This window comes from Nonomuraea sp. NPDC049758, from assembly GCF_040674635.1.
GTDB lineage: Bacteria > Actinomycetota > Actinomycetes > Streptosporangiales > Streptosporangiaceae > Nonomuraea.
The window spans coordinates 155,945-180,950 of sequence record NZ_JBFAMZ010000010.1; the positions used below are offsets into that span (position 1 = coordinate 155,945).

Below are 25,006 nucleotides of genomic sequence, written 5' to 3' on the forward strand. Positions count from 1 at the left end.
GCCCGCCTGGGCGTGGTCGTCACAGGGAGGTCAGGGCGGCCAGTTCGCGCCACTCCGGGAGGGGCACGTCGCCGGGGCGGTCGGTGAGGACCTGGAGGCACACGTGGTCGGCGCCCGCGTCCAGGTGGGCCCGTACGCGCTTCTCGATCGCCGCCGCGTCGCCGTGGGCCACGATCGCGTCCACCAGCCTGTCGCTGCCGTGCTCGATCTCGTCCTCGCCGAAGCCGAGCCTGCGCAGGCTGGCGGCCTGGTGGGGCGCCGCCGTCCGGTAGAAGGAGACGTGCTCCGTGGCCACCTCGCGGGCCCTGGCCGGGTCGCGGTGCAGGACGACGGCCTGCTCGACGGCCAGCAACGCGCCCGGCCCCATCGCCTCCCTGGCCCGCGCGGTGTGCTCGACGGGCACGAAGTACGTGTGGGCGCCGAGCGTACGCCGGGCCGCCAGGTCCAGCATCTTCGGGCCGAGCGCGGCCAGCATGCGGCGCGGCGCGTGCGCCGGGGCCGCCGATTCCAGCGGGACGGCGTCCATGGCGTCGAGGTAGCCGCCCATCGTGCTCACCGCCCGGCCCAGGCTCGGGATCGCGTAGCCGTCCATCTGGATCGGCCCGTCGCTGATGCGGTGGCCGCCGAGGCCGAGGACGTACCGGCCGGGGTGGGCCTCGTTGAGCGACCGTTCGGCGGCGGCCATGGCGATCGGGTCGCGCAGGGCGATGTTGGCGATGCCGGCGGCCACCGTGATCCGGCTGGTCGCCGAGAGCAGCAGCCACGACTGGCTCACCGAGTCGCGGCCGAACCCCTCGCCGAACCACAGGGCGCCGTACCCCAGCTCCTCGATCTCGGCCGCGGCCTCGCGCGCCTCCCCGGCGGGGTGGGCCTCGAGGGCGAACGTCCACAGGCCCACCTTGCCCAGGCGGGGTCCGTCGTCGGTCATGGGTCACCGTCCCGTCTATTCGGAGAACTTCTCCGGTTACGTCGGGGACTATAATCGGAGACGTTCTCCGATTCAACCCGCGGGAGTGACCAGTGCCGGCACGGACCATGCGCGCCGACGCGCGCCGCAACTACGAGCAACTGGTGGCGGCGGCCATCGCCGTGGTCGCCGAGGAGGGGCCCGACGCCTCGCTCAACGAGATCGCCAGACGGGCCGGCGTCGGGGCGGGCACGCTCTACCGGCACTTCCCCACCCGCGAGGCGCTGCTCGCGGCCGTGTTCGAGGGGCGGCTGACCCGCTTGTGCGCGCGGGCGGAGGAGGCGGGCGAGGAGCTGCCGCCCGGCGAGGCGCTGGTGGCCTGGCTGCGGTCGCTGGTCGCGCACGCCATGACCGACCGGGGGCTCGGGGCGCGGATGATGCTCACCCAGGACGGCGCGGGGGTCGACTGCTGGGCGATGTTGCGCGCCGCCGCCACCCGGCTGCTGCTGCCCGCCCAGGAGGCGGGGGCCGTGCGCGCGGACGTCGAGGTCGCCGACCTGGTCGAGCTGGCGGCGGGCATCGCCCAGGCCACCCCCGACCCGGCCCGCGCCGACCGCCTCCTCACCCTGACCCTGGACGGCCTTCACCCCCGCCCCTGAACCTCATGCGAACCCTCAGCGGGCCGCCGTCGTGAACGCGGACATCCCGGCGGTCCAGGCGGCCTCGATGTCGGCGCCGGGCGGGAAGCGGCCGTCGAGTTCGAGCATGACCAGGCCGTGGGCCAGCCCCCAGACCGCGCGGGCGGCGGCCTCGCCCCGCACGATCCGGACCAGCGGCAGCGCCGCCCGCTCCTCCACCCCGGCGGGCAGCAGGTCACGCGGCAGCGGCCCCGCGCTCATCAGCCGGTACAGATGCGGATGACCCAGCGCGTACGCCCGGTAGGCCCGCCCGAGCGCCGCCAGCCCGCCCCCGCGGCCGTCGTGCTCGGCGCGTTCCAGGGCGGTGGCCAGCTCGGCGAGGGCGATGGCGATGAGTTCGGCCTCCACGGCGGACTTGTCGGGAAAGTGCTTGTAGAGCGACGGCGCGCGGATCCCCAGCCGCGCGGCCAGCGCGCGCATGGTCAGCGCGTCCGCCCCGCCCGCCTCGACCAGCTCCCGCGCCGCCGCGACGATCTGCCCCGCGCGCGGCGACAGCTCAGCCACGCGCGCTCCTCGGGCCGTGACCGAGGAGCCGGGCGACGGCGACGTACGTCAGCCAGGCCAGCCCCGCCGTGAAGACCGGCACCCGGCCCAGCGGCGAGACCGAGCATCCGACCAGGACGGCCAGCGGGATCCACGGACGGTGGGCGAGGTCGTGCACCACCGCAGGCCCGCCGAACCTGGTCGCGTACGGCGCCAGCACGAACAACGCCGAGCTGACCGGCGTGGCGCCCCCGTGCTTGACCACCTCGAAGACGAGGAACGCCAGGCAGAAGGCGGCGAGCACAGCCCACCCGGAACGGCCGGCCACCCGCCTGACGGTCACCGCGGTCATGATGACCTCCTTCAGAAGCTAACGCTGTTAGCCAAACTCTAAGCTAACGACGTTAGCCTGTCCAGCACCAAATAGGGTGGAACCATGATCGATCGGGAGGTGGCCGTGCTCATCGGCCTGCAGGCCTCCGGCAAGTCCACCTTCTACCGGCGCTGCCTGGCCACCACGCACGCGCACGTGAGCAAGGACGACTTCCCCAACGCGCGCCGCCGTCAGCACCGCCAGCTCCGGCTGATCCGCGAGGCGCTGGAGGAGGACCGGAACGTGGCCGTGGACAACACCAACGCCTCGCCCGAGGAGTGGCAGCCGCTCATCGTGGCCGGCCGGGAGCACGGCGCGCGGGTGGTGGCCTACTGGTTCCCGCCCAACGTCAAGGGCTCCCTCCAGCGCAACGCCGAGCGCACGGGCCGGGCCCGGGTCCCCGAGGTGGGCGTCTTCGCCACCCTCAGACGGCTGCGCCGGCCACGCGCCTCCGACGGCTTCGACGCGGTGTACGCGGTGGAGTTCGACGGCCGCGGCGGCTTCCTCGTCCGCAGGCAGGACGGCTGAGCCGAAGCCGCGTCAGGGGCGGCGGGTGGCGAAGCGGTAGGCGATCTTGGCGGGGGTCAGCCAGCGTACGTGGGCGCCGTTCCGTGCCCGGCTGACCAGCCGTTCGGCCAGCCACGGCGCCACCGTCTCCACCGGGTCGGCCAGAATCGCGAAGATGCGGGCCGACCGTTCCCGCTCGGCCGCCGAGTAGCCGTGCGTCAGCAGGTCGGTGACCACCATGCCGGGGCTGAGCAGGCCCGCCGTCACCCCTTCGGGGGCCTCCTTGGCCAGCGCCCTGGTCAGGTACGTCACGGCCCGCTTGGTGGCGCCGTAGACGGCGAGTCCGGGCACCGTCCGGCCGTCGCCGCCGAGCCCCTCCATGTTCCAGACGTGGCCGCCGCCGTCCTGCGCCGCCATGCCCGCCACCGCCACAGCGCAGCCGTTGACCGTGCCCAGCAGGTTGACCTCGGTCACCGCGCGGGCCTCGGCGGCGGGCAGCCGCCACAGCGGGAGGCGGCCGTGGGAGATCCCGGCGTTGTTGACCCAGATGTCCACCCGGCCGTGCCGCCGTACGGCCTCGTCCCACAGGTCCTGGAGGCGGGCGCGGTCGGCGACGTCGGCCACGACGGCCGGCACGCCGAGCTCGGCCCCCGCCGCGGCCACGCGGTCCGGGTCGGTGCCGCACACGGTGACCCGGTGGCCGCGGGCGGTCAGCGAGCGGGCGAGGCCGAAGCCGAGGCCGCGGGTACCGCCGGTGATCACGATCGAACGGGACGCGCTCACGCCTCGTGCTCCTTCCTGGCCGCCACGGTCGCCTCGATCGCGTCCGCGAGGAACCTGCCGACGACCTCCCGCTCCGCCGGGGTGAACGCGTCGATCGCCGCGGTGAGCCGCCGGACGAGCGGCGCGAAGAAGGCGCCCGCCAGCTCGACGGCCTGCTCGTTCAGAACGACCTCGACCTTGCGGCGGTCGCCCTCGTCGCGCCGCCGCACGACGTGGCCGGCCTGCTCCAGCCGGCCGAGGAGGGCGGTCGTGGCGGGGGCGGAGAGGTTCAGCGCGGCCCCCAGCCCCCCGGGCGAGAGCGGCCGGCCGGCGAGGTGGGCGTCGAGGATGACCACCAGGGCGTTCATGTCCGTCCTGTGCAGCCGGTGCCCGACCGCAAAGCCCTCCACGAACCGGTCGCTCTCCACGTTGAGCCGGCGGATGAGGACCATCAGGTCATAGGCCGTCATGTCACCCCTTATATTTCTATCGTGGAAGTATTCCATCGTGGAAAGAAAACGTTAGCCGCGATCCGTCCTGAGACGGTACTCGTCGCGGGGGTGGTCGCCAGCGCCGTCCTGACCGGGCTGATCTGGTTCCTGGGCCGGTGGCTGGACGACGTCGTGCTGCTGCCCGACCAGGGCGCGTCCTGGTACTACTGGAAGCTGCCCGAGCCCACCGTGTGGACCAGGCTGTCGGCCTGGGCCGGCTACGCCGCCCACCAGCTCGTGTTCTGGTGGCTCATCCACCACGCCCAGACCCGGGTCCGCCGCTACTCCGCCGGCCTCCACCCGGTCAACGTCGTCGCGCTGGCGGTGAACGCCGGGTTCGTCGCCCTGCACACCGTGCAGACCCACCTGTTCTACGACGGCCTGGCCCAGGACGTGTCGATCTACAGCTCCCAGGGCTCGGTCGTCCTCCTGCTGGTCGTCGTCCTGATCATGGAGAACCGGCGGCGCGGCCTGTTCCTCGGCCGGCCCGCGCCCATCAGGCGGGAGATCGTCGACTTCGCCCGCCGGTACCACGGCTACCTGTTCAGCTGGGCGGCGGTCTACACCTTCTGGTACCACCCGGCCGAGTCCACGCCCGGCCACCTGATCGGCTTCTTCTACATGTTCCTGCTGCTGCTCCAGGGCAGCCTCTTCCTCACCAGGGCGCACACCAACCGCTACTGGACGGTGACGCTGGAGCTGGCCGTCGTGGTCCACGGCACCCTGGTGGCCGTCATGACCTCGGGCCCGGACGGATTGTGGCCGATGTTCCTGTTCGGCTTCCTCGGCGTCTTCGTGATCACCCAGATGCACGGCCTGGGCCTGTCCCGCGCCGTCCGCTGGGCGCTGACCGGCTGCTACGCGGCGGCCCTGCTCGCCGTGTACGCCCTGCGCGGCGACCTGGCCGGCACGAACGAGGCGATCAGGATCCCGGCCATCGAATACCTGCTGGTCGGCGTGCTGGCCCTGCTCGCCTGGGGAGCCGGCCGCCTGTGGGCGCTCAGAGCGGGAGCGGGATCCGGTCGAGGAACCAGTACAGGCTGACCGCCACGATGGACAGCGACACCGCGGCCACCGTCCAGCGGGCCGCGGCCGTCCGCCGCAGCAGCACCAGCAGCGGGAAGAGCACGGCGATGATCGCGAGCTGGGTCACCTCGATCCCGACGTTGAAACTCAGCAGCGACAGCAGCAGCTCCCACGACCCGCTCTCGCGGATGTCGAGCGCGCCCGCGAACCCCAGCCCGTGCATCAGGCCGAAGGCGAAGACGACGGGCAGCCGCCAGGCGCCCGGCCGGTCGCGGCCCAGCAGGTTCGCCAGCGCGACGACGACGATCGAGGCGGCGATGACCGGCTCGACCACCGCCGCCGGCACGGCCACCACGCCCATGGCGGCCAGCAGGAACGTGATGCTGTGGGCGACCGTGAAGGCCGAGGCGGTGACCACGACGTCACGCGCGCCGCGGGCGCCGATGATCAGGGTGAGCAGGAAGAAGACGTGGTCCAGCCCGAGCACGAGGTGCTCGACGCCGAGCAGGAAGAACTCCCCGATCTGGCCGGCCGCCGCCCGTTCGGCCAAACGCAGGGCCGGGCTCGCGGCGGTCAGGACGGCCGAGCCCCGCTCGCCGGCGAGGTCGTAGCGCAGGAGCGTCTGGGTGCTGTGGACGAACGTCTCGGCGTCGGGGAACAGGGCGCTGGAGATCGTGTGCCCGCCCCCGTCCACCGCCGGGCAGGCGTAGGCGAGGGTCAGCGTGGCGAAGGCGGCCTTGCCGCGCGGGTGCACGTCCGCCCCGCCCACCTGCCGGGGGACGCACGGCCGGTCGGCGCGGGCGACGGCGAAGCGGCGGGTGACGTAGCCGAACACGGCGTCGCGGTTGGCCGCGAGCTGCTGCAGCTGCTCGGCCCGCTCCTTGGCGTCGTACGCCTCGGCGTAGAGCCAGGCGGACTTCATCAGCAGGTCGTACTCCAGGTCGAGCACGACCCTGACGTCGGTGGCCGTGCCGGTCACCTCGGCGTGGGCCTTCGTGGTCGCGTCGTGCGCCGCCGCGGGGGCGGGATGCAGCAGGTCGGCCAGCGCCGCGCAGAGGATGACGGCCAGGACGACGGCGTACGGCCAGCGCCAGCGAGGCATGTCTCGGGTCTCCAGGATCAGGGGGGAAGGGCGCCGCCCCGGGCGCGGGCCCGGGGCGGCGAGGGGGGACGGATCAGCGGGTGAACCAGCGGTACATGGGCGAGTCCTTGTCCCACTTGCCGGGACGGCCGCGCTCGTCCTTGGTGACGAAGACACTGGGCTCGGACGCGGTGACGCCGCCGCCCGCGGAACGGGCCGTGACGAACCAGGCGTAGGCCGTGTCGTCCTTGAGGTGCTTCCACGTCACCGAGGCGACCTGGCCGGAGGCCGCGGTGCTCCTGCCGATGATCTTCGTCGGCTTGTAGAGCGCCAGGGAGTCGGTCCTGAGGCTCGTCGTGCGGGTGGTGAGGTCGACGGGCAGGACCATGTTGTCCTCGCGCCCGTCGTAGCGGCGCAGCGGGTCGAACTCGCCGGCGCCGAAGTCGCCGAGCAGCGGCGAGTAGGTGTCCACGCTCAGCTCGGCCCGCTTGACGTCGAACTGCAGCAGCCGGAAGTAGCTGGCCCCGAACTGGAGCTGGTCCTCCGGCTTGTAACCGCCGATCTCGGTGAGCCCGAGCCGGTCGGCCGAGACCGTGTAGAACTGGTAGTCGGCCAGCAGCTCGACCACGCCGTTGCCGACCTGGCCGACCTTCGGCTTCACGTTGGTGCCCACGCCGTGCTCGTGACCGGCCAGGATGAGGAAGACGTTCGGGTTCTTCTCCACCACCGTCTTGTAGAGCATCGAGCCGTCGGGGGCGGAGAAGGCGGCGCCGCGGCCGTCGGGGTTGGTGCTCGGCACGAGGTAGTCGTGCGAGAGCAGGATGCCGTTGCGGCCCGGGAACTTCTTGAAGACCGAGTCGGCCCACTCGGCCTCCTCCCTGGTCACGCCGTACGACAGGCCGACGACCACGAAGTCCAGGCCGCCCGCGGAGAACAGGTCGTAGTGGTTCTGGTTGTCGCCCTCCTTCCACGGGCCGCCGTACTTGGCGTGCCGCCAGCCCTGGGAGGCGTCCTGGTAGCGGGACGGGCCGTAGTACTTGTTGTAGATCGCGCCGGGGCCGTCCTCGGTGCCCGACTGGTTGTCGTGGTTGCCGGCGATGACGCCGTTCGGGATGTTCGCCTGGTCGAGCACGCGCTGCTGCTTCGACGACACCTCGAACTCGCCGACGACCTCGCGCTGCGTGGCCTCGTCGGTGGGCTTGCGGATGTTGTTCTCGATGATGTCGCCGGTGTGGGCGACGTAGGAGATCTTGCGCTGGTCCTTGTTGGCGGTGATCCAGTTGACGATGCCGGCGTAGGCCGACTCCCACACCGCGCGTTCCTGCGGGGTCTCCTGCTCCACCGCGCCCTCGGAGATGTACTGGGTGTCGGTGAAGTGCACGATCGAGAAGTCGTACGTGGCGGGGTCGGCGAAGCCGTTCGGGTCGCCGGGGTCGATGTCGTCGGCGAACGGGTCCTCGCCGGTCACCATGACGTGCACCTGCTGCCGGTCCACGTACTCGGGGCCGACGACGGCGGTCAGGACGGTCCTGCCGTCGGCCCCGCCACGGGCGCTGGTCAGCAGGTCCCACGCCTTGGCCTCGGTGTTCCAGGCCCGCAGCGAGGCCAGCCGCTCGGGGTCGACGACGCCCTCCCAGCGCAGCACGGGCGCGTCCACGTGGCCCTGCACCTTGACGTCGAAGCGCTGGTAGACGAGGTCGCGGCCGGTGGGGGCGTCGAGCGTGCGGCCGTCGCCGGGTTCGAGCCCGTCGGCCCTGATCCGCTGCTCGCCCGGCACCTTGAGCGTCGTGGGCAGCGTCGTGGCCGTGCCCTGGTACGCCTCGTCCGGGGTGAGGATCCTGGCCTCGGAGAAGGTGGCCGTCACCGGGCCGCCGCCGGGCTCGCCGACCTTGGCCGACAGCGTGACGGGGTCGGTCACGTCGGCCGTCCCGGAGGCCGGGGTGAGCTCGGCGGGGGCGTCCGGGATGCCGGCCGACTCGAAGACGATCTCCCGGGCCGCGGTGTTGCCGAGCCCGTCGGCGCCGGTGACCGACAGCGTGTGCCGGCCCGCCTTCAGCCCGGGGCCGATCCGGGCGCCCAGCTCCACGGCCTGGCCGTCGAGCTTGACGTCCGGCCCGGACACCACGCCGGAGGCGTCTTCGAGCTTGACGTCCAGGACGACCGTCGCGGTGATCTTCTCGTCCGCGGCGGGGACGCTCCGCGCGACCTTCGGCGCGGAGTTGTCGGTGATCAGGACGCGTTCGGCGGTCTGGCCGGAGGTGGACCTGGCCGCCAGGGTGTGCCGGCCGTCCTTGATCGCGGTGGTGTCCAGGTCGGCGCGCAGGCCGCGAGCCGGGGCGTCCACCAGGAACTCCAGGTCGATCTCGGTCAGCGGGTTCGCCGTGTCGCCGCAGTTGCCGTCGCCCATGCCGTAGGACGGCTTGATCATCTGACCGGCCGCGGTGCCCTGCGCCGGGGTGAGGACGATGTTCGAGATCGCGAAGTCGTCCCGGTTGGCGCCGCAGGACGTGGGGTACGTGCCGGCCACGAAGTCGATCGTGTTCCAGCCGGGCACGAGGTACTCGTTCGGGATCGGCAGGTCCACCCGGCGGCTCACGAAGTCGCCGTCGAGCACCACCTTCTGGCCGTTGACCAGCACGAAGTTCTGGTAGCGGGCCTCGATCGAGTTGCTGCCCACGGTGAACCCGAGCGTCGCCTGGCCCGCGCCGAGCGTCTCGATGACGTGCACGGCGGGGGCGTCGATCGTGTAGCGCAGCTCGGCCTCGCGCGGGAGGGCCTGGTCGCTGCCGCAGTCGCCGTCGCCCAGCGCGTACGAGGGCTTGACGTCCGTCCCGGTCACCGTGGCGCCGTCGAGGGTCAGGGCGAGGTTCGCGATCGTGAAGTCGTCGCGGTTGACGCCGCAGGCGTCCTTGTAGTCGCCGGTGACGACCTTGATCGTGTTCTCGCCCGGCGTCAGGAACCTGGCCGGGACCGCGACGGTCACGCGCCGGCTCGCCCAGGTGCCGCCCAGATCGATGCGCTTGCCGTTGACCAGCAGGAAGTCGTCGTACTTGTCGTCGATCGAGTCCGCGCCGACGTCGAAGGAGAGCATGGCGGCGCCGTTGCCGAGCGTGGCCCTGGTGACCGGCTTGCCGCCGTCCACGGTCAGCGACTCGACGCCGCCCGCGCCGGCCGCCGGGACGGTCGCGTTCACCGTCTTGACGCCGGCCACGAGGGTGCCGTCGGTGGGCAGCAGCCGCGGCGCGCCGGCCGGGGCGTTGTTCACCGTCACGGTGTTCCGGACGGTCGCGCCCGCCGCGGTGGCGGCGCTGAGGACGTGCTCGCCGTTGGCCAGCTCGGTGGTGTCCAGGTCGGCGGCGAGGCCGGTCGTGCCCCGCGGGTCGGACTGGGTGAAGAACTTGAGGGTGGCGCGCTTGAGCAGCGTGGTGTTGCTGCCGCAGTTGCCGTCGCCGAAGCTGAGCGTGTACGGGTTGTCCTCGCCGTCGGCCACCTCGCCGAGCAGTTCGAGGCCCACGTCCGAGAGCACGAAGTCGTCGTGGTTCTGGCCGCAGGACGACTGGATCGTGCCGACCACGATCTCGACCGTGTTCTCGCCCTTGACCAGGTGCTCGTTCGGGATCTCGATGGTGGCCCGCTGGTTGGCGAAGTTGCCGATCTCGGCCTTGTACGCGCCGTTGACCTGCACGTAGCTGTGGTACTGCGCCTCGGTGGAGTTCGAGCCGACGTCGAAGGCCAGCTTGGAGACGCCCACCGTCGCGGTGGCGGTGACGGGGTTGCCGTCGAGGTCGAGCTTCGTGACGCTGTCGCCGGCCGTGACCGGGACGGCGGCGACCTTCGCGGTGCCCTCCAGGTAGGAGCCGGTGGCGGGGGTGAGCGCGGGCGGGGCGGGGGTGCTCGTCGGGGTGGGGGTCGGCCGTCCGCGGCCCTGCTCACCCGGGTCGGCGTACGCCGCCGTCACGAAGCCGCCCACCAGCACCGCCGCGAGCGCGGTGGTGACGGCGGCCCGTCCCCTGCTCCTCGAACCGCCTGATAACTGTCGTGCTGCCATCGGCTGCATCGGGGTCCTTCCATGACGTTCACGGGGCAGCCGATGAGGCGGCGTGCCCTTCGAGCGGACACGTTGGAGCTCACGGGTGAACGTTGTGCATGGAGAGACTGAAGGGGCGGGGAACTGTCTCCTCATTCTGGTCATCTGTCCACAGACAGGAACAACCCCGACAAGAGAGACGGCGTGACCCGCGGCCCGAAGGCCGGGTGTCACGCCGTCGTACCGGTCAGGCTCAGCTCTGGTGCCCCGGGAGGTTCTTGCCTTCCTGGGACTTGTTGCCGGAGGACTTCTTGTCGGCGCCGGTGCGGCTCTGGGTCGAGGAGCTCCGGCTCTTGTCCTTGTCCTTGTCGCCCGTCTTCGTCTTGCGGGCCTTGCTCTGCGGCATGACGGTTCCTTCCTTCGGTACGCGGAGTCAGCGGGTCGCTTGGCTCCGTAACTGCGCGTGCCCGTGGCCCGGACGGTCATACGGCAGGCCGGTCAAGGTTTCCTCAATAGGCCGACATATCCATACATGTGCCGCCGGTCGTCAGATCTCGATCACGGCCTTCCCCGGCACGCTGCCACGCTTGTCACGGAACGCCCGACCGGTCTCGGCCAGCGGGTACACCGCGCCGACGTGGGCGCGCAGCAGCCCCGCCCCGGCCCGCGCGGCCAGCTCGGCGAGCTGGGCGCGGTCGGGCTCGACGATGAAGAACACCGCCCGCCCGCCCGCCGGCACGACCGGCGGCGGCGCGGTGATCGAAACCAGCGTGCCGCCCGGCCTGACCTTGGCCGCCGAGCGGGCGAGCAGGTCACCGCCGATCGTGTCGAAGATCAGGTCCACCGGCTCGACCGCCTCCTCGAACGGCTGCCGCTCCAGGTCGACGAACTCGTGCGCCCCCAGCTCCACCGCCAGGCCGGCGACCCGTCCCCGTCCGGTGGCGATGACGTGCGCGCCGGCCCGGCGGGCGAGCTGGACGGCGAGCGTGCCCGTGCCGCCGCCCGCGCCGTGGATCACGACCGTCCCGCCCGCCTCCAGGCCGCCGTGCGTGAACAGGCCCTGCCAGGCGGTCAGCCCGGCGAGGGGCAGCGCGGCCGCCTCGGTGAAGGTGACGTTCGCGGGGATCGGGGCCAGGTCGCGCGCCTCGACTGCGACGTACTCCGCCGCGCCGCCGTCGCGATGCCAGTCGGTCAGGCCGAAGACGCGGTCGCCCACGGACAGGCCGGTGGTGCCGTAGGCGACCTCGGACACCACGCCGGCCACCTCGTGGGCGGGCACGGACGGCGCCCGGTCCCGCCCGGCCCGGTCGGTCCAGGTGCCCGGCCAGTCCAGCTCGTCGGGGACGAAACCGGCCGCGTGCACGCGCACCACCACGTCGCCGGTGGCCGGGCGCGGCACGGGCACCTCCTCCAGGACCAGGTCGCCGCCGGGCCGGTGAACGCGTATCGCTCTCATGGTCATCGCCTCTCCGCTCATCGTCATTGTCGGCGACAGGACGGGACGGCGGCCCGGAGTGTGACAGCGACGCGCCGGTCAGGGCCAGGCCCACCGGATGCCGACCAGGCCCGGCTGGAGGGCGGCGGCCATCAGGTGGACGGCGTGCTGGGCGTTCAGCGTCAGCTCGGAGGCGGTCAGCTCGCCGCCGCCCGGACCGCGGCGGGCGAAGCGGTGGATGCGCACCGGCAGCTCGACCGGGTCGAAGGCGACGCGCAGCACGTACTGGCCGGCCGGGAAGCGGAAGCCGCGCTCGTAGAAGCAGGACTCGGCGCCGCTGAGGTCGGCGATCTCGTACCGCAGCACGTGAGTGTCGCCGACCCGCAGCGACCGGTCGAACAGCAGCTCGGCGACCACCGTGGCGGTCTCGCCGTCCCTGGTGACGCGGCCGACGCGGCAGTCCTCCAGGGCGGCGACGGTGACCCGGTCCACGTCGCAGCCGGCGTCGCCGCGGTAGATCATGATGTAGCGGTCGGCGCCCTCCTCGTGGGCCTGCACCACCTGCGTGGTCTCGCGGCTGGTGAGGCTGCGGTCGGGGCCGATGCGCAGCGACTCGTACATCACGGCGATGTGCAGGCGGCGGTCGTCGGCCACCGCGTCCAGCTCGTCCAGCATGGCGGAGACCACCTGCGCGGGCCGGAACAGGGTCGAGTACGCCACCCCGGGCGCGCGGCCACGCGGCTTCGGCGGCCCGAGCAGCCCGATCAGCGAGCGCGGCGGCAGGTCGAGAATCTCCTCCAGGGCCCCCACGGCCCGCAACGACTCCTCGCGCTCCGGCCGGCGCAGGCCCTGCTGCCAGTAGCTCAGCGTGCTCACCCCGACGTGGAGGCCGCGCTGTGCCAGCCGGTGGCGCAGCCGTTCGAGGGTCAGCCCCCGCGCTCCGACCGCGGCCCGCAGGGCGACGTGAAAGGGGCCGGCGCGCAGCGCGGCCTGGAGCTCATCCGCCACGTTGTGAATGTTCACAGATTTCCACAGATTCGTCATCACTTCATGAACGTCATGAAATGTCACCTTCCACAGTGATCTGTCAGGGAAATCCGCTCCCCCTTGTACGGCCATCTCCGCAGGTCGAACATCCTTCGCAGCACCCCCCAGCAGAAGGAGCGCCTATGTTCCGCCTGGCCGTGGCCCTCGCCCTAGCGGCGGCCACCTGGATCGCGAGCAGTCCCCCGGCCGAGGCCGCGACCTGGTACAAGCTGAACTTCACCCAGCAGTCGCAGCAGTACTCCAACTGGTGCTGGGCCGCGACCGGCAACTCCGTCGCCGCCTACTACGGGTACTCCTACAGCCAGAACCAGTTCTGCAACCTGGCCTTCAACCGCGGCGTCAACACCAGCTGCCCGAACAACCAGGCCACGCTCGGCAACGACCAGACCGCCTTCCGCCAGATCGGCATCAACCCCGGCGTGTACGTCTACGACTACCTGACCTACGCCGCCATCGTCCGGGAGATCGACGCCGACCGCCCGATCATGGCCCGCATCCAGTGGACCAGCGGCGGCGGCCACATGGAGGTCATCTACGGCTACGACCAGAGCTCGTCGTACGTGTACTGGAGCAACCCGTGGCCGTCCAGCACCCGCTACAACTGGTCCACCTACAACTACTACGTCTCGAACTCCTCGTTCTTCTGGACCCACTCGCTCGACTACATCGGCGCGTGAAGGAGGCCATCGACATGAAGCTCTTCGCAGCGGTCGCGGCCCTGACCGCGCTGTTCCTGTGGGTCCCGAGCCCGGCGCTGGCCGACCCCGGCGGGCCCACCCAGGCCGACGTCGACGCCGCCAGGGCCGCCGCCGCGGGCGCCGGCGACACGGTCGGCCGCTTCTTCGCCGGCCAGGGCAGGAAGACCAGCCTGGCGCCGGTGGCGGCGCGGGTCGACGGGCCCACGGTCGCCGTCAACGACCTCAACCCGGACTTCGTCGCCGGACGGTCGGCGGAGATCGCCCGCTTCGCCTTCCTCGCCACCGGCGCCACCGCGCCGGACGGGCAGACCGCCTCCGTCTGGACCACCCGCGACCGCCGGGGGACGTGGGTGGTCAGCAACATCGCCAGCGGCGGCGACGAACAGCGGTACGCGGGCCAGACCGGCACCGTGTTCCGCGAGCCGCAGCTCAACGCCTGGTACGCCCTGCGCGACGGCACGGTCGTGCCGCTCAACGACGAGGCAGCGCAGTCGGTGGGCCGGGCGGGCGTCCCCGTGGCCGACTACCGGCGGCTGGCGCAACAGCGCTACGCCGCCAAGCTCCCCGGCAGCTCCTACGCCAGGGACGGCTACGCGGGCGGCTACGGCGTCCCCGGCCCGGGGAGCACCCCCTTGCCCTGGGTCGTGGGCGCCGTGGTCCTGCTCGGCGCGGCGATCACCATTCGCCTGCTGCGCGCGCGCCGCACCTGACAAGATCCGGTGCACGGCCCGCGCCTCCGACGGCCATCTCGGCGGAGGCGCGGGCCGCCTCCTTTTCTGAGTAGCCCCGGCGTCTCCGGCGAGGCGTTCGACCTGCTCAGGCGCTTCGAGGAGCAGCCCGTCGCGGCGCTGCGCCCCGACCCCGCCGCGCTGGCGCGGGTGCCGGCCGCCGAGCTGGTGCTGTTCGCCGGGACGCTCGTCGAGCTGCGCGCCGAACGCCTGCGCGCGGCGGAGGGCGCGGGCGCCCGGGAGGCCGCCGGCCGGGCCGCGCAGGCGCTCAACACGGCCGCGGTGGCCCTGCGCGGCCTGGCGGTCAACACCGCGGCGCCGCCCATCGGCATGCTCAACCTGGAACGCATCGAGATGGCGCCGGTCGGCATCCAGCGCGGCGAGCTCGTCTCGACCATCCCGCTCGCGCCCGGCGAGGTGACCGCGGTCACGCACAAGGAGTGGTCGGTCACCTCGAAGGAGTTCACCACCATCGTCGAGGCGGCGAACCAGCGGGGCGACAAGGCCGTCTCCAACCCCGGGAGGGCATCCAGTTCCTGCCTGTGGGCGGCAACGGCCCGGTCTTCCCCGACTGGGGCACCTTCCGCGTCCGGCTCACCCCGATCCAGGGGAACATGTACGGGCGTGGCGGCTTCTACCTGCACAACTCACACAAGGGGTACAGCCACGGCTGCGTCGAGGTCGGGGTGAACGCCGACGGCCTCGACTTCTTCTCCGGCCTGCTGGCCTACGCCGGCAGCCAGCCGCGCAAGGCCAGGCTCGTGCTGCGCGTCCGGTACTCCTACCCCGAGCAGGGCACCCTGGGCAGAACCCTGCGCTGACCCATTTGCCCGCGCCGCGGGCTCACCAGCGGCAACGCGCGCGGGCGGCGGAGACCGTCACCTCGTGGGTGTCGTCGGCCGTGACGGGCTGGTTGCCGACCAGGACGGTGAGCCGGCCCGGGGCGGGCACCCGCCAGGTGCCGAGCGGGGCCCAGCGTCCCCGGAAGGCGCGCTGGTCCACGGTCACCGGCGGGCCGAGGTGCGGCGGGTTCGTGTTGTCGCCGTCCAGGTAGTAGAAGGCCAGGCCGGTCGAGCGGGGGTCGTCGGGGATGTGCACGTCGATCGTGCAGCGGGCGCCGCCGCGGGTGTCGAAGTACCAGTTGACCGCCTGGTTGAAATGGGCCGGCACGCCCCCGACGCGCAGCGCCAGCGCCGCGCCCGCGCAGCCGTCGCCCTTCCACCCGCCGGTGACGGGACGCCAGGCGGGGTCGGCGTAGAACCACTCGGCCGCGCACCGGGGGCCGTGCACGGCCTGCCACCGGACGGGGCCCGTGGGGGTGGGGCCGGGCGGCGGCTGGGTGACCGCCACGGTCCCGGGATCGTCCGCCACCGTCGCCCGGACGGTTGCCGGGCCGCCCGCCGTGGGGCCCGTCGTGGGGCCCGTTGTGGGGCCCGTCGTGGGGCCCGTCGTGGGGCCCGTCGTGGGCGTGGTGAGCCGGGGGAACAGGACGGCGGCCGTCGCGCCCAGGGCCAGCAGGACGGCTCCGACCGCCAGCGCCCGGCCCGGCCAGGACGTCCGCGCGGGCTGGGTCGTCCCGGTGGGGCCGTCGTCGGGTGGGCCGTCCTCGGCGGGGCCGCCCTCGGACGGATCGTCCTTGGCTGGGACGCCCTCGGCGGGTTTGCCCTCGACCGGGTTGTCCTCGGTGGGGCCGGTCTCGGCGATGAGTGCCTGGTACTCCGCGTCCGAGGCCCAGGACAGCGGGCCCGTGGCGCTCCCGGCGAGGGCCGCCGCGCGGTCGGACGTGAGCCGCTCCGCCGGGTCGCGCGCGGCGCACGAGCGGATCAGCTCGGCGAGCGCGGGCTCGACGCCGTCCACGTCGATGTCGGCGTTCAGGCTGCTGTAGAGCACCGCCATCGGCTCGCCGCGCCCGAACGGCGGACGGCCGGTGGCGGCGTAGGCGATCGTGCCGGCCAGCGCGAAGACGTCCGCCGCCGCCGTGACCGGCTCCTGGCGTACGGCCTCGGGAGCGATGTAGCCGGGGGTGCCGACGATCTCCCCCGATGTCGTGATCGTGCTCTGGCCCGGGGCTCGCGCGATGCCGAAGTCGATCAGCCGCGGGCCCTGCGGCGACAGGATGACGTTGTGCGGCTTGAGGTCGCGGTGCTGCACGCCGTGCCGGTGCACGTCGGCCAGGGCGGCGGCCAGCCCGGCGAGCAGCCGCCGGCACAGCCCCGCCGGCAACGGCCCCCGTTCCGCCACCGCCCGCAACAGCGTCGGCCCCTGCACGTACGCCGTCGCCAGCCAGTACGGCGGCGCCGTCACCCGGGCGTCCACCAGCGGCGCCACGTACGGGCTGCGCAGGCCGCGCAGGGTGGCCGCCTCGCGGCGGAAACGTTCCATGGCCTCGGGGTCGGCCGGGTCGTGCTTGATGACCTTGATGGCCACCAGGCCCAGGCGGCGGCTCCTGGCCAGGTACACCACGCCCATGCCGCCCGCGCCGAGGCGCCCGAGCAGCCGGTGGCCGCCGATCTCGGGTGGGTCCGTCGCCTGTAACGCCTGCACGCTCATCCCAGTCGATCATGACAGACCAAGCGCTCGGGAGGCAGCCCCCAGCCACGGCCGGATCGGGCGGGCGAGAGCCTGGGGTCAGGCTGTGCCGTCCGGCACGGGGAGCAGGCCACGGTCGGCGAAGACCTTCTTGGCGACGAACGTCGCGTTGAGCGCGCGTGGCATGCCGCAGTAGACGGCCGAGTGCAACAGCGACTCCGTGATCTCATCGGGCGTCAGGCCGACATTCAGGGCGGCGTTGATGTGCACGTCGAGCTGGGGTTCGCAGCCGCCGAGCGCGGTGAGCGCGCCCAGGGTCACCAACTGGCGGTCGCGGGGGGCCAGGCCGGGGCGGTCGTAGATCTCACCGAAGGCCCAGGCGACCACCTGGTGGGCCAGTTCGGGCGAGATGTCGGCAAGGGCGTCCACAACCCGCTGCCCGGCCTCGCCGTCGACCTTCCGCAGCACCTCCAGGCCATGCTCGTAGCGCTGTTCACGGTCGGATCCTTCAGCAATGTTCGTCATGTCCGAAACGGTAGAACTTCGAGCGCACTCAAACGCAAATCCCCCTCACAGCGACGACGGGCGGCGCGCCGCGACGGCCGCGACGGCGGGGGCAGCGGGGGGCGGCGCGCAGCGCCATGAGGGGTAGCACGGGGCGCAGCGCGGGGCCCAGCCCGCTGGGGCGCAGCGCGGCACGGCGAGAGCAGCACGGGGACGTGGCGCGGAGGACGCGGCACGGGGCGATCGCCCACGCGGACGCAGCGTGGGGACGCAGCACGCTAGGGCGCAGCACCGGAAACTCAGCATGGGCGTAGCACAGGGCGATCGCCCACGTGAGAGCAGCGCGGGGACGTGGCGCGGAGGACGCGGCACAGGGCGATCGCCCACGCGGACGCAGCGTGGGGACGCAGCACGCTGGGGCGCAGCACCGGAAACTCAGCATGGGGCGTGGCACGGGGCGATCGCCCACGTGGACGCAGCGCGGGGGGCGCCACGGGGGTGCCGGCCATCATCGCGTCGCGCAGGCTCATCAGCGCGCCGAGCCGGCGGGGCGAGGGGTCAGCCACGGGGGGCGTTTGGTGGGTTATGTCGTTGGTTTGGGGGATTTGTCTTCGGTTTCCTGGGGGCAATGTCTGGCTTATCGATATTCGCGGGAATCTATTCTAGATATCGATACTAGTCGAGATATTGCGTGAGAGTTCGTGGTTATTCGGGGTTGATGAATATGACAATTCCGTCGTTCTCCCCCGCACGTCGCCACCCCAGGCGCTCGTACAGGCGAATGGCGTCGGGGGCGTTCACGGAGGTCAGCAGCCAGCTTCTGCTTTCGCCGCACAGAAGGTTCAGAATGCGCCCGGCCAGACCGCGGCCGCGGGCGCGCGGCGCGACCGCCAGCTCGTCCACCTGGAGCGCGCCGGCCAGCATCCGGGACACCCCGTCCGGGCCGAGCGCCGCGAGCACCTTGCCGTAGCTGCGGGTGCGCGGCAGCGGGGTCACGGTCGGCCAGACCGTCCCGAACCCGCACGGACCCGCGCCGTCGACGGCCAGCACCGCGCGGAAGCCGGGACGGGCCGCGTCGGCGGCGAACCGCACGCCGAACTCGGCGACCTCGCCCTCCCCCTCGTTCCACGGCGGCCCGGTGAACACCTCGCGGTAGAGGTCGATCAGCTCCGCCCGGCGCGCGAGCGCCTGCTCGCCGGTCAGCAGTTCCAGCCGTACGTCGGTACGTTCCGTCACTCTCAACCTCACTGTCTAGTCATGGTACGACAGTGACGATAGCGGACGTCCGGCCAAACCGGCACCCCCGCGCCCGCGGCGCCGGCCACCCGGAGCGCATGTTCCCGGCAGGGCCGCATTTTCGGGGCGACAGTGCTAGGGAATGATCGAGTCACAGTAAAGCGACACCACCGCTCCTTGTCGCAATAAAACTGGACAAGTCGGCTGTAAGGACCTGGTAAATCTGGTCAAGCTTTAGCAGCTCATGCCTGTCTTGTCAGAACTCCGAACTCAATGCGCGGGTAAGACTGCTCATGCCGGAGACCGACGGCAGTCGAGAAGTCCCGCGGCGGTTCTGGAAACTTCTGAACGGAAAGCGCGATGAAATCAATGATGAAGAAGCCGGCGGCCGTGCTCGCCACGAGCGCGTGCCTGCTGCTGGGTGGCGGCCAGATGCCGGCCGCCCAGGCCAGCACGGCCGGCACGGCGTCGTATCAGAGCCCAGCCGATGAGAAGCCGGTCCTCCGGGGCGGCTGCGGCTGGCGTCACTGCGGTCCTCGCTGGTGGGGCCCGCGCTGGGGCGGCTGGTGGGGCGGCGGTCACGACCACGACGACCACGACCACGACCGCGACCACCACCACCGCGTAGGCCCGCGTGGTCCCCAGGGCCCGCGTGGTCCGGAAGGCCCTCCCGGCCGGTCCGTCCACAAGCCGGACCGCCACGACGACGACGACCACGGCCGCGAGGACCATGGCCACGACGACCACAACGAGGACGACGACTGGGGCGAGTGGGGCGAGAACTTCGACGGGTTCTAAATTGACCCGCGGCGAAGTTCCCGCTGACACACCAGCACGCTGAACGGCGGGGTTCCCGGCGACATGCGCACACCGGCCGTCCGGACGAAGACCGGCTCCCGGTCCGGCGACCGGCCACGCGCCCATGTCCCGGCGAACCCCGCCCTGCGGCCCTCGCCCCGCACATCCCTCGCCCCGCACATCCCCGCCTCTGCATGCCCCCGTCTCTGCATGCCCCGGCCTCGCACGCTCCCGCCCCCCACCAGCACCGGAAGCCCCTCCGGACGCCCCTGCCCCGCCTCCCCGCCGACCGCGCGCCATACCGCCGGAACGGGAACCGGACGGTAATGCCTTTTCTCACCGGCTGGGCTATGGTCGGCCTTATGACGGGACCGTGCAGAGCGCCACGAGGCCCCATCGCGCTGTGTTGCGTGGTGGGCCTGGTTCTGCTGTCCCTGCTGGTCGCCGGCCCTTCCTACGCCGACGACCAGACGATCCCGCGCCCCCTGTCCGCCGGCCACGAATGGACCCCGGACAAGAGCGGCGACCGGATGCCGAGCCTGCCGCCCCAGGCGTCCAGCGGCCGTGAGCACCACGTGCTGTCGTTGTGGCCGCCGCTGCGCGGCGCGCGGCACGCCGAGGCCGCCCACCTCGCGCTGCTTCCGGCGCCCGGCTCCGACGCGGCCGCGATCCGCGACCCGCAACAGGTCGGGCACCGCACCGCGGGCTCGCGCAGCCCGCCGCTGATCTAGCTCTCTCCCTCTTCACGAGTCGCCGCCTCCCGGCCCGCCGAGCGCACCGCGGGGCCGGTCGTCGCGCCCGGCCTTCGCACGGCCGGGTCCCCGCGTCGCCCGGTCGCCCGCGGGTTCCGCGCGTTCCCGTACGGCCGGAGGTCGCCGTCGTGGCGTGCCCGCGTGCGGGATGCGCCCTTTTCTCTCGTCTTTCGCGTACGAGTTCTCCGCGTCAGAGCAAGGAGCCGATCATCGTCATGTCCGACGCCGGATCAGTCCACCAACACTCACCGCGAACATCCGCGGTGCACCGCGCCCACGTGGTGCTCGACCTGGGCACCTCACGCACCCGTTCGCTGTCCCTGGACGGGTTCGCCATCGCCGACCGTCCCTCGGCGGTCGTCGTCCCGTCGCCGGAGAGCGCGGCCGGGATCCCGGTCCGCCCGATCCGCCGGGGCATGGTCGTCGACCCGGGCGCCTGCCTGCGGCTGGTGCATCTCGTGCTGCAGGACGCCTGGCTGGCCGGCGGCCGGCCGCTGGAGCACGTGATGGCCGCGGTGCCGAGGGCCGCGACGGGCAGCGACCGTCAGGCGGTGCGCGCGGCCGTCGCCGAGGCGGCCGGCTGCCAGGTGACGCTGGTCGAGGCGCCGCTGGCCGCCGCCGCGGGCGCCGGTCTGGACGTCGCGGGGCCGGGGCCGTACCTGCTGCTGGACGTGGGGGCGGGCATCGTCGAGGCCGTCGTCGTCAGCGGCGGCGCGGTCAGCGACGCGGCGGCGCTCCAGCTCAGCGCCACGACGAGCACGGGCCTGCTGCCGGACGCGCTGGACGGCGTCGTGGAGATGACCGCGGGCCTGCTGCGCCGCCAGCCGGCCCACCTCCGTCCGGCCGTCCGCGACAACGGCCTGACCGTCACCGGCGGGGGCGCGCTCCAGACGCGGCTGCTGGACCGCCTGCACACCGCCCTTCGCGCGCGGATCAACGCCGCGCCGGAGCCGCAGCACGCCACCGTCCGCGGCCTGCTGCGGCTGTGCCTGCGCCCCGCGGCGCCCGTCATCGCCCTCTGAACCCCCGCAATCACAGCGCGGAAAGGAAACCACCATGACCGACCACCTCAGCACCGTGCAGCTCCAGTCCCTGCGCCAGGACATCGACGAGCAGCTGGAGCGGCGCAGCCGCCACCTGCTTGGCCTGCAGGCCGCGGCCCAGGACGGCAACGGCGCGGACGACACCTGGCAGGAGCTGCTGGCCTCCCTCGCCACCGCCGACCGGGCCATCGCCGAGCTCACCCAGGCCCGCGACCGGCTGACGGCCGGCTCGTACGGACGCTGCTCGCACTGCGAGACGGGCATCCCGTTCGAACGGCTCAAGATCCGGCCGCTGGCCCGGTTCTGCATCAACTGCCAGCGCCAGCACGAAGCCGCCTGATCCCCCGGGACCGGCCGCCCCTCACGACGTCGGGCGGCCGGTCCACCGCCGACGGCCGCATGGACAGGAATATGCAGACCGGTCTAGTGTGTGCCGCATGGCGGTCAAGGGGGACGAGACACGGGCGCGCATCATCGCGGCGGCCCGCGCACTGGTGGAGGCGCAGGGCAGTCACGGCACCGGCCTGAACGAGGTGCTGGCGGTGGCCGGCGCGCCTCGCGGATCGCTCTACCACCACTTCCCCGGCGGCAAGGATCAACTGGTGGGCGAGGCGCTCGCCGCCGCCGGGCGCGAGGTCGACGCCATGATCGACGATCTGGCCGGCACGCTGCCGGGCGCCCGGGACCTCGTGCCGGCCGTTCTCGACGCGCTGGCCGACAGGATGGTGGCGGCCGGGTACGCCAAGGGCTGCCCGGTGGCGACCGTGGCCCTGGAGGTCGCCTCCTCCAACGAGCAACTGCGGCGCGTCTGCGCCGGCATCTACGAAGGCTGGCAGCGCAGGCTGGCCGACGCCCTGCGCGCCGACGGGCACGCCGCGGCCGACGTCCTGCACGCAGAGAAGCACGACGCGGCCGACGACACGGGCAATGACACAGCCGACGAGCTGGCGGCGACCGTGCTCGCGCTGATCGAGGGCGCGCTGGTGCTGGCCCGGGCGAGCCGTTCCCGGCTGCCGGTCGAACGGGTCCGCCGCCAGGTCGTCAGGCTGCTGGCCTGAACGGGCGGTTTTTCGTGCCCACAGAATATGCAGATCGGTCTAGAGAGGAATTGTCATGGAAGACGCCGTGGTGTTCGGCGCGACCGGCTTCATCGGCAGATGGACGGTCCTGCACCTGCTGGAACAGGGCCGCGCCGTGACGGCCGTCGTCCGCCGCGCGGACGACGGGCTGGGCCGCTGGCTGCGCGAGCGCGGCGTGCCCGGCACGCGGCTCACCGTCGTCGAGGGCGACGTCACCGCCGGGCCCGGCCTGGGGCTGAGCGCTTCCGTCGAGAGGGCGGCGGACGTGCGGGACGTGTTCAACGCCGCCGGCGTCTACCGCTTCGGCATGGGACGCGAGGAGGCCAGGACGGTCAACGTCGAAGGCGCGCTCAACGTGCTGAACTGGGCCGCCGCCCGTCCCGCGCTGCGCCGGCTGGTGCACGTGTCGGGCTACCGCGTCGGGCTCGACCCGCGGCCGCGCCACCCCCTCCCCGAGGCCGAGCTGGCGGCCCTGTACCGGAACAAAGGGGCGTACGAGGGCTCCAAGGCCGAGGGGGACGCCGCCGTACGGGTCGCCGCGGCGCGGCTCGGCGTGCCGCTGACCGTGGTGAACCCGAGCAGCGTCATCGGCCATTCGCTGACCGGCGAGGCAGGCCAGTACCTCGGGCTGGCCTCGCTGGTCCGCGACCTGTGGACGGGGCGGCTGCCCGCGTTGCCGGGCGGCGCCCGTACGTTCGTCCCGGTGGTGACGGTGGACCATTTCGCCCGGTTCATGGCTGCCGTGCCCGAGCACGACCCCGAGCCCGGCGGCCTGCACTGGGTGCTCGATCCCGCCACGCCCGACCTGCCCGACCTGATCCGGCTGCTCGCGGACCACCTCGGCGTACCCGCGCCGCGCATTCGCGTGCCGGTGGGCGTGATCAGGCGCCTGCCGTCCGCGCTGACCGGCGCCGAGCCCGAGACGCTGGGCTTCCTGACCGAGGACCGGTACGACACGGGATCGGCCGACCGGGTCGCCGCGTCCGCGGGGCTCCGGCGGCCACCCGTGGAGGACGCGTTGCGCCGCTGGGCCGACCGGCTGGTCGCCGACCGCTTCGGGGCCGCTCCGGCCGCACGTCCCGGTGGTTTCCACAGTGTGGCGGGGTCGCGTACGTACGTGGCGGGTGACCGTACGTCGCCGCGGCTGGTGCTGCTGCACGGGCTTCCGCTCGACGGCGACTCCTGGCACGGCGTGCTCGGCGAACTCGACAGCACCTCGCCCGCGCCCCACCCCGAAACCGCCGCGGACCGGTTTCCCGCGCTTGTCGCCGATCTGCCGGGGTTGGGGCGTTCCTCGCCAGCCGGGGGTGCGGCGGCGGACTGGCTGGCCGAGTTGCTGGAGCCTGTGCGCACCCGTCCGGTGATCGTCGCGCACTCGGCCGCCGCCGCTCCGGCGCTCCGGTACGCCGCCGCCCATCCTGGCCGGATCGCCGCCGTGATCCTGCTGTCGCCGTACTTCCTCCAGCGCCGGCCGTCCGCGCTCACCCTGCTGCTCGCAGCCCCCGCCCTCGGCAGGATGGGCCCCGACCGGCTCGCATCCACCCTCCTCGGCCCGGCGCCCCTGTCCGAGGACGCGCGGCGGGCGGTCGCGAGCGCCGCGGCCGGGCTCCGCCGTCCCGGGGTCGCCCGGCGCACCGCCCGCGCACTGCGCGCCGCGCACCGCCCCGCCGAGCGCGCCGCCCTCCGCACGCTGCTCGGCGGCCCAGTCCCCGTGCACCTCGTGGCCGGCGAACTGGACCCGCTGACCGACAGCCCCGTCCCAGCGACGGTCATCCCGGGGGCCGGGCACCACCCGCACCTCACCCACCCGGCCGCCGTCGCGGAGATCGTGCGCCAGGTCCTCCTCCGGCCCGTCGTGGACGATTGCCCTCCGCCAACCACGCCTGAGATCATGACCGGCCCACGTCCTCACCACCCCAGGGAATCATGAGCTCCGTCACCTACACCGAGCCCGCCGAGCCCCAACCCGAGATCCCGCTCGTCGGCGGTGATGTCACCGAAGGCGTCGTACGCGTCGGCGACACCGTACGCCGTCCCGTCGGGCCCAACTCCCCGCTGGTCCACGCGCTGCTGGGGCGCCTGGAGGAGGCCGGGTTCGCTGGCGCGCCGCGGTTCCTCGGCATCGACGCCGCCAGCCGCGAGGTGCTGACCTTCGTGCCCGGTGAGGTCGCCGGGCGGCCGCGGCCCGCGTGGCTGGCCGACGAGGAGCGGCTGGCCTCCGTGGGCCGGCTGATCCGGGCCTACCACGAGGCGGTGGCGGGGTTCGTCCCGCCCGACGGCGTGCGGGCGGACTTCGGGTTCACCGAGCCGCCGGGCATGCCGCCCGCGCCGCCGTACCCGCCGGAGCTGGTCGGGCACCTGGACTACACGCCGGACAACATCGTGTTCCGCGACGGCGTGGCGGCCGGGCTGATCGACTTCGACATCGCCAGGCCGGCCACCCGGGTCGAGGAGCTGATGAGCGCGATGTTGTACTGGGCGCCGCTGGCCGACCCGGCCGACGCCGACCCGCCCCTGCGCGGGCTGGACGTGCCGCGCCGCTGCCGCCTGCTCGCCGACGCGTACGGGATGTCCGGCGTCGACCGTTCGCGCCTGGTCGAGGTGGCCGTGCTGCGTACCCGGCGGTCGTGGTTCTCGATGCGGCAGATCGCCGAGGAGCAGGGCGGCGGCTGGGCCCGGATGTGGGAGGAGGGCGTCGGCGACCTGATCAAGCGGCGCGAGGCGTGGCTGGAGCGCCACGGCCCGGAGATCGACGCCGCGCTCACCGCCCCCTGACGCCCTGCCCCTCAGGCGGCGTCCGCC

The 25,006-nt window shown here is 73.0% G+C and carries 27 protein-coding genes; 14 read left to right on the forward strand and 13 right to left on the reverse strand.

Going from position 1 to position 25,006, the window contains the following annotated elements; translation table 11 throughout:
• Positions 1–19: 19 nt before the first annotated feature.
• On the reverse strand, positions 20–928 hold the full coding sequence (locus tag AB0J46_RS26540; protein ID WP_364336412.1) for a TIGR03620 family F420-dependent LLM class oxidoreductase: 909 nt from the start codon (positions 926–928) through the stop codon (positions 20–22).
• Positions 929–1,020: 92 nt separating this feature from the next.
• Here AB0J46_RS26540 and AB0J46_RS26545 point away from each other — a divergent pair, with 92 nt between their 5' ends.
• Positions 1,021–1,566 carry a helix-turn-helix domain-containing protein gene (locus AB0J46_RS26545; RefSeq protein ID WP_364336414.1) on the forward strand — a complete coding sequence of 182 codons (546 nt, stop codon included), beginning with the start codon at positions 1,021–1,023 and terminating at the stop codon, positions 1,564–1,566.
• Between the two features lie 15 nt (positions 1,567–1,581).
• Here AB0J46_RS26545 and AB0J46_RS26550 read toward each other — a convergent pair whose 3' ends face one another.
• Both AB0J46_RS26550 and AB0J46_RS26555 read right to left on the reverse strand, forming a co-directional pair.
• Entirely contained in the window at positions 1,582–2,109 is a 528-nt protein-coding gene (locus AB0J46_RS26550; protein ID WP_364336416.1) for a TetR/AcrR family transcriptional regulator, read from the reverse strand.
• Positions 2,102–2,440 (reverse strand): hypothetical protein, encoded by a 339-nt coding sequence (locus AB0J46_RS26555; protein WP_364336417.1) that lies wholly within the window; start codon positions 2,438–2,440, stop codon positions 2,102–2,104. Before AB0J46_RS26555 ends, AB0J46_RS26550 begins: the two co-directional genes overlap by 8 nt.
• 84 nt (positions 2,441–2,524) lie before the next feature.
• Here AB0J46_RS26555 and AB0J46_RS26560 point away from each other — a divergent pair, with 84 nt between their 5' ends.
• Complete coding sequence (locus AB0J46_RS26560) at positions 2,525–2,989, forward strand: AAA family ATPase (RefSeq protein ID WP_364336419.1); 465 nt, start codon at positions 2,525–2,527, stop codon at positions 2,987–2,989.
• 12 nt (positions 2,990–3,001) lie between these two features.
• Here the strand turns inward: AB0J46_RS26560 and AB0J46_RS26565 are convergent, their stop codons facing one another.
• Together AB0J46_RS26565 and AB0J46_RS26570 are read right to left on the reverse strand one after the other, a co-directional pair.
• Entirely contained in the window at positions 3,002–3,751 is a 750-nt protein-coding gene (locus AB0J46_RS26565; protein WP_364336421.1) for an SDR family oxidoreductase, read from the reverse strand.
• Positions 3,748–4,200, reverse strand: coding sequence for a MarR family transcriptional regulator (locus AB0J46_RS26570; RefSeq protein WP_358294878.1), 453 nt, complete (start codon positions 4,198–4,200; stop codon positions 3,748–3,750). Before AB0J46_RS26570 ends, AB0J46_RS26565 begins: the two co-directional genes overlap by 4 nt.
• A 90-nt stretch (positions 4,201–4,290) precedes the next feature.
• Here AB0J46_RS26570 and AB0J46_RS26575 point away from each other — a divergent pair, with 90 nt between their 5' ends.
• Positions 4,291–5,265, forward strand: a complete 975-nt coding sequence (locus AB0J46_RS26575; protein ID WP_364336423.1) for a hypothetical protein — start codon at positions 4,291–4,293, stop codon at positions 5,263–5,265.
• Here the strand turns inward: AB0J46_RS26575 and AB0J46_RS26580 are convergent.
• From AB0J46_RS26580 to AB0J46_RS26600, 5 genes are all read right to left on the reverse strand, one after another.
• On the reverse strand, positions 5,222–6,349 hold the full coding sequence (locus AB0J46_RS26580) for a HupE/UreJ family protein (protein ID WP_364336425.1): 1,128 nt from the start codon (positions 6,347–6,349) through the stop codon (positions 5,222–5,224). The two genes, AB0J46_RS26575 and AB0J46_RS26580, sit on opposite strands and share 44 nt — an antisense overlap.
• 73 nt (positions 6,350–6,422) lie before the next feature.
• Positions 6,423–10,376 (reverse strand): metallophosphoesterase, encoded by a 3,954-nt coding sequence (locus AB0J46_RS26585; protein WP_364336427.1) that lies wholly within the window; start codon positions 10,374–10,376, stop codon positions 6,423–6,425.
• 232 nt (positions 10,377–10,608) lie between these two features.
• Complete coding sequence (locus tag AB0J46_RS26590; protein WP_364336429.1) at positions 10,609–10,761, reverse strand: hypothetical protein; 153 nt, start codon at positions 10,759–10,761, stop codon at positions 10,609–10,611.
• A gap of 141 nt (positions 10,762–10,902) precedes the next feature.
• Entirely contained in the window at positions 10,903–11,811 is a 909-nt protein-coding gene (locus AB0J46_RS26595; protein ID WP_364336431.1) for an NADP-dependent oxidoreductase, read from the reverse strand.
• Between the two features lie 78 nt (positions 11,812–11,889).
• Positions 11,890–12,798 (reverse strand): hypothetical protein, encoded by a 909-nt coding sequence (locus tag AB0J46_RS26600; protein ID WP_358294890.1) that lies wholly within the window; start codon positions 12,796–12,798, stop codon positions 11,890–11,892.
• A 161-nt stretch (positions 12,799–12,959) separates the two neighbouring features.
• Between AB0J46_RS26600 and AB0J46_RS26605 the strand changes: the two genes are divergently transcribed.
• From AB0J46_RS26605 to AB0J46_RS26620, 4 genes are read left to right on the forward strand one after another with little or no spacing between them, the layout of a single operon-like run.
• Positions 12,960–13,514: a papain-like cysteine protease family protein gene (locus AB0J46_RS26605; protein WP_364336433.1), complete on the forward strand. Its 555-nt coding sequence runs from the start codon at positions 12,960–12,962 to the stop codon at positions 13,512–13,514.
• Between the two features lie 14 nt (positions 13,515–13,528).
• Positions 13,529–14,245: a hypothetical protein gene (locus AB0J46_RS26610; RefSeq protein ID WP_364336435.1), complete on the forward strand. Its 717-nt coding sequence runs from the start codon at positions 13,529–13,531 to the stop codon at positions 14,243–14,245.
• Between the two features lie 9 nt (positions 14,246–14,254).
• Positions 14,255–14,953, forward strand: a complete 699-nt coding sequence (locus AB0J46_RS26615; protein ID WP_364336437.1) for a hypothetical protein — start codon at positions 14,255–14,257, stop codon at positions 14,951–14,953.
• Positions 14,950–15,084 (forward strand): hypothetical protein, encoded by a 135-nt coding sequence (locus AB0J46_RS26620; protein WP_364336439.1) that lies wholly within the window; start codon positions 14,950–14,952, stop codon positions 15,082–15,084. The genes AB0J46_RS26615 and AB0J46_RS26620 overlap by 4 nt, the downstream gene beginning before the upstream one ends.
• 22 nt (positions 15,085–15,106) lie before the next feature.
• Here AB0J46_RS26620 and AB0J46_RS26625 read toward each other — a convergent pair whose 3' ends face one another.
• The 3 genes from AB0J46_RS26625 to AB0J46_RS26635 form a co-directional block, all read right to left on the reverse strand.
• Complete coding sequence (locus AB0J46_RS26625; protein WP_364336441.1) at positions 15,107–16,813, reverse strand: serine/threonine-protein kinase; 1,707 nt, start codon at positions 16,811–16,813, stop codon at positions 15,107–15,109.
• Between the two features lie 78 nt (positions 16,814–16,891).
• The gene (locus AB0J46_RS26630) at positions 16,892–17,317 is read right to left on the reverse strand and encodes a carboxymuconolactone decarboxylase family protein (protein ID WP_364336443.1); all 426 of its coding nucleotides are present in this window, start codon (positions 17,315–17,317) and stop codon (positions 16,892–16,894) included.
• Positions 17,318–18,001: 684 nt separating this feature from the next.
• Entirely contained in the window at positions 18,002–18,532 is a 531-nt protein-coding gene (locus AB0J46_RS26635; protein ID WP_364336445.1) for a GNAT family N-acetyltransferase, read from the reverse strand.
• Between the two features lie 360 nt (positions 18,533–18,892).
• Between AB0J46_RS26635 and AB0J46_RS26640 the strand changes: the two genes are divergently transcribed.
• From AB0J46_RS26640 to AB0J46_RS26670, 7 genes are all read left to right on the forward strand, one after another.
• Entirely contained in the window at positions 18,893–19,330 is a 438-nt protein-coding gene (locus AB0J46_RS26640; protein ID WP_364336447.1) for a hypothetical protein, read from the forward strand.
• A gap of 410 nt (positions 19,331–19,740) precedes the next feature.
• Positions 19,741–20,061: a hypothetical protein gene (locus tag AB0J46_RS26645; RefSeq protein WP_364336449.1), complete on the forward strand. Its 321-nt coding sequence runs from the start codon at positions 19,741–19,743 to the stop codon at positions 20,059–20,061.
• Positions 20,062–20,345: 284 nt separating this feature from the next.
• Complete coding sequence (locus AB0J46_RS26650; RefSeq protein ID WP_364336451.1) at positions 20,346–21,104, forward strand: rod shape-determining protein; 759 nt, start codon at positions 20,346–20,348, stop codon at positions 21,102–21,104.
• Positions 21,105–21,138: 34 nt separating this feature from the next.
• Positions 21,139–21,465: a TraR/DksA C4-type zinc finger protein gene (locus tag AB0J46_RS26655; protein ID WP_364336453.1), complete on the forward strand. Its 327-nt coding sequence runs from the start codon at positions 21,139–21,141 to the stop codon at positions 21,463–21,465.
• A gap of 97 nt (positions 21,466–21,562) precedes the next feature.
• Positions 21,563–22,183: a TetR family transcriptional regulator gene (locus AB0J46_RS26660; protein ID WP_364336455.1), complete on the forward strand. Its 621-nt coding sequence runs from the start codon at positions 21,563–21,565 to the stop codon at positions 22,181–22,183.
• A 55-nt stretch (positions 22,184–22,238) separates the two neighbouring features.
• On the forward strand, positions 22,239–24,134 hold the full coding sequence (locus AB0J46_RS26665; RefSeq protein WP_364336457.1) for an alpha/beta fold hydrolase: 1,896 nt from the start codon (positions 22,239–22,241) through the stop codon (positions 24,132–24,134).
• Entirely contained in the window at positions 24,131–24,979 is an 849-nt protein-coding gene (locus AB0J46_RS26670) for a phosphotransferase (protein WP_364336459.1), read from the forward strand. Before AB0J46_RS26665 ends, AB0J46_RS26670 begins: the two co-directional genes overlap by 4 nt.
• Positions 24,980–25,006: the final 27 nt, after the last annotated feature.

What these genes read in the sequence shown, in the direction of transcription:
- AB0J46_RS26540 (WP_364336412.1), bottom strand. Translation starts at nt 928, where the DNA reads ATGACCGACGACGGACCCCGCCTGGGCAAGGTGGGCCTGTGGACGTTC.
- AB0J46_RS26555 (WP_364336417.1), bottom strand. Translation starts at nt 2,440, where the DNA reads ATGACCGCGGTGACCGTCAGGCGGGTGGCCGGCCGTTCCGGGTGGGCT.
- AB0J46_RS26560 (WP_364336419.1), top strand. Translation starts at nt 2,525, where the DNA reads ATGATCGATCGGGAGGTGGCCGTGCTCATCGGCCTGCAGGCCTCCGGC.
- AB0J46_RS26570 (WP_358294878.1), bottom strand. Translation starts at nt 4,200, where the DNA reads ATGACGGCCTATGACCTGATGGTCCTCATCCGCCGGCTCAACGTGGAG.
- AB0J46_RS26580 (WP_364336425.1), bottom strand. Translation starts at nt 6,349, where the DNA reads ATGCCTCGCTGGCGCTGGCCGTACGCCGTCGTCCTGGCCGTCATCCTC.
- AB0J46_RS26585 (WP_364336427.1), bottom strand. Translation starts at nt 10,376, where the DNA reads ATGGCAGCACGACAGTTATCAGGCGGTTCGAGGAGCAGGGGACGGGCC.
- AB0J46_RS26590 (WP_364336429.1), bottom strand. Translation starts at nt 10,761, where the DNA reads ATGCCGCAGAGCAAGGCCCGCAAGACGAAGACGGGCGACAAGGACAAG.
- AB0J46_RS26595 (WP_364336431.1), bottom strand. Translation starts at nt 11,811, where the DNA reads ATGAGAGCGATACGCGTTCACCGGCCCGGCGGCGACCTGGTCCTGGAG.
- AB0J46_RS26605 (WP_364336433.1), top strand. Translation starts at nt 12,960, where the DNA reads ATGTTCCGCCTGGCCGTGGCCCTCGCCCTAGCGGCGGCCACCTGGATC.
- AB0J46_RS26610 (WP_364336435.1), top strand. Translation starts at nt 13,529, where the DNA reads ATGAAGCTCTTCGCAGCGGTCGCGGCCCTGACCGCGCTGTTCCTGTGG.
- AB0J46_RS26625 (WP_364336441.1), bottom strand. Translation starts at nt 16,813, where the DNA reads ATGAGCGTGCAGGCGTTACAGGCGACGGACCCACCCGAGATCGGCGGC.
- AB0J46_RS26630 (WP_364336443.1), bottom strand. Translation starts at nt 17,317, where the DNA reads ATGACGAACATTGCTGAAGGATCCGACCGTGAACAGCGCTACGAGCAT.
- AB0J46_RS26640 (WP_364336447.1), top strand. Translation starts at nt 18,893, where the DNA reads ATGAAATCAATGATGAAGAAGCCGGCGGCCGTGCTCGCCACGAGCGCG.
- AB0J46_RS26655 (WP_364336453.1), top strand. Translation starts at nt 21,139, where the DNA reads ATGACCGACCACCTCAGCACCGTGCAGCTCCAGTCCCTGCGCCAGGAC.
- AB0J46_RS26660 (WP_364336455.1), top strand. Translation starts at nt 21,563, where the DNA reads ATGGCGGTCAAGGGGGACGAGACACGGGCGCGCATCATCGCGGCGGCC.
- AB0J46_RS26665 (WP_364336457.1), top strand. Translation starts at nt 22,239, where the DNA reads ATGGAAGACGCCGTGGTGTTCGGCGCGACCGGCTTCATCGGCAGATGG.
- AB0J46_RS26670 (WP_364336459.1), top strand. Translation starts at nt 24,131, where the DNA reads ATGAGCTCCGTCACCTACACCGAGCCCGCCGAGCCCCAACCCGAGATC.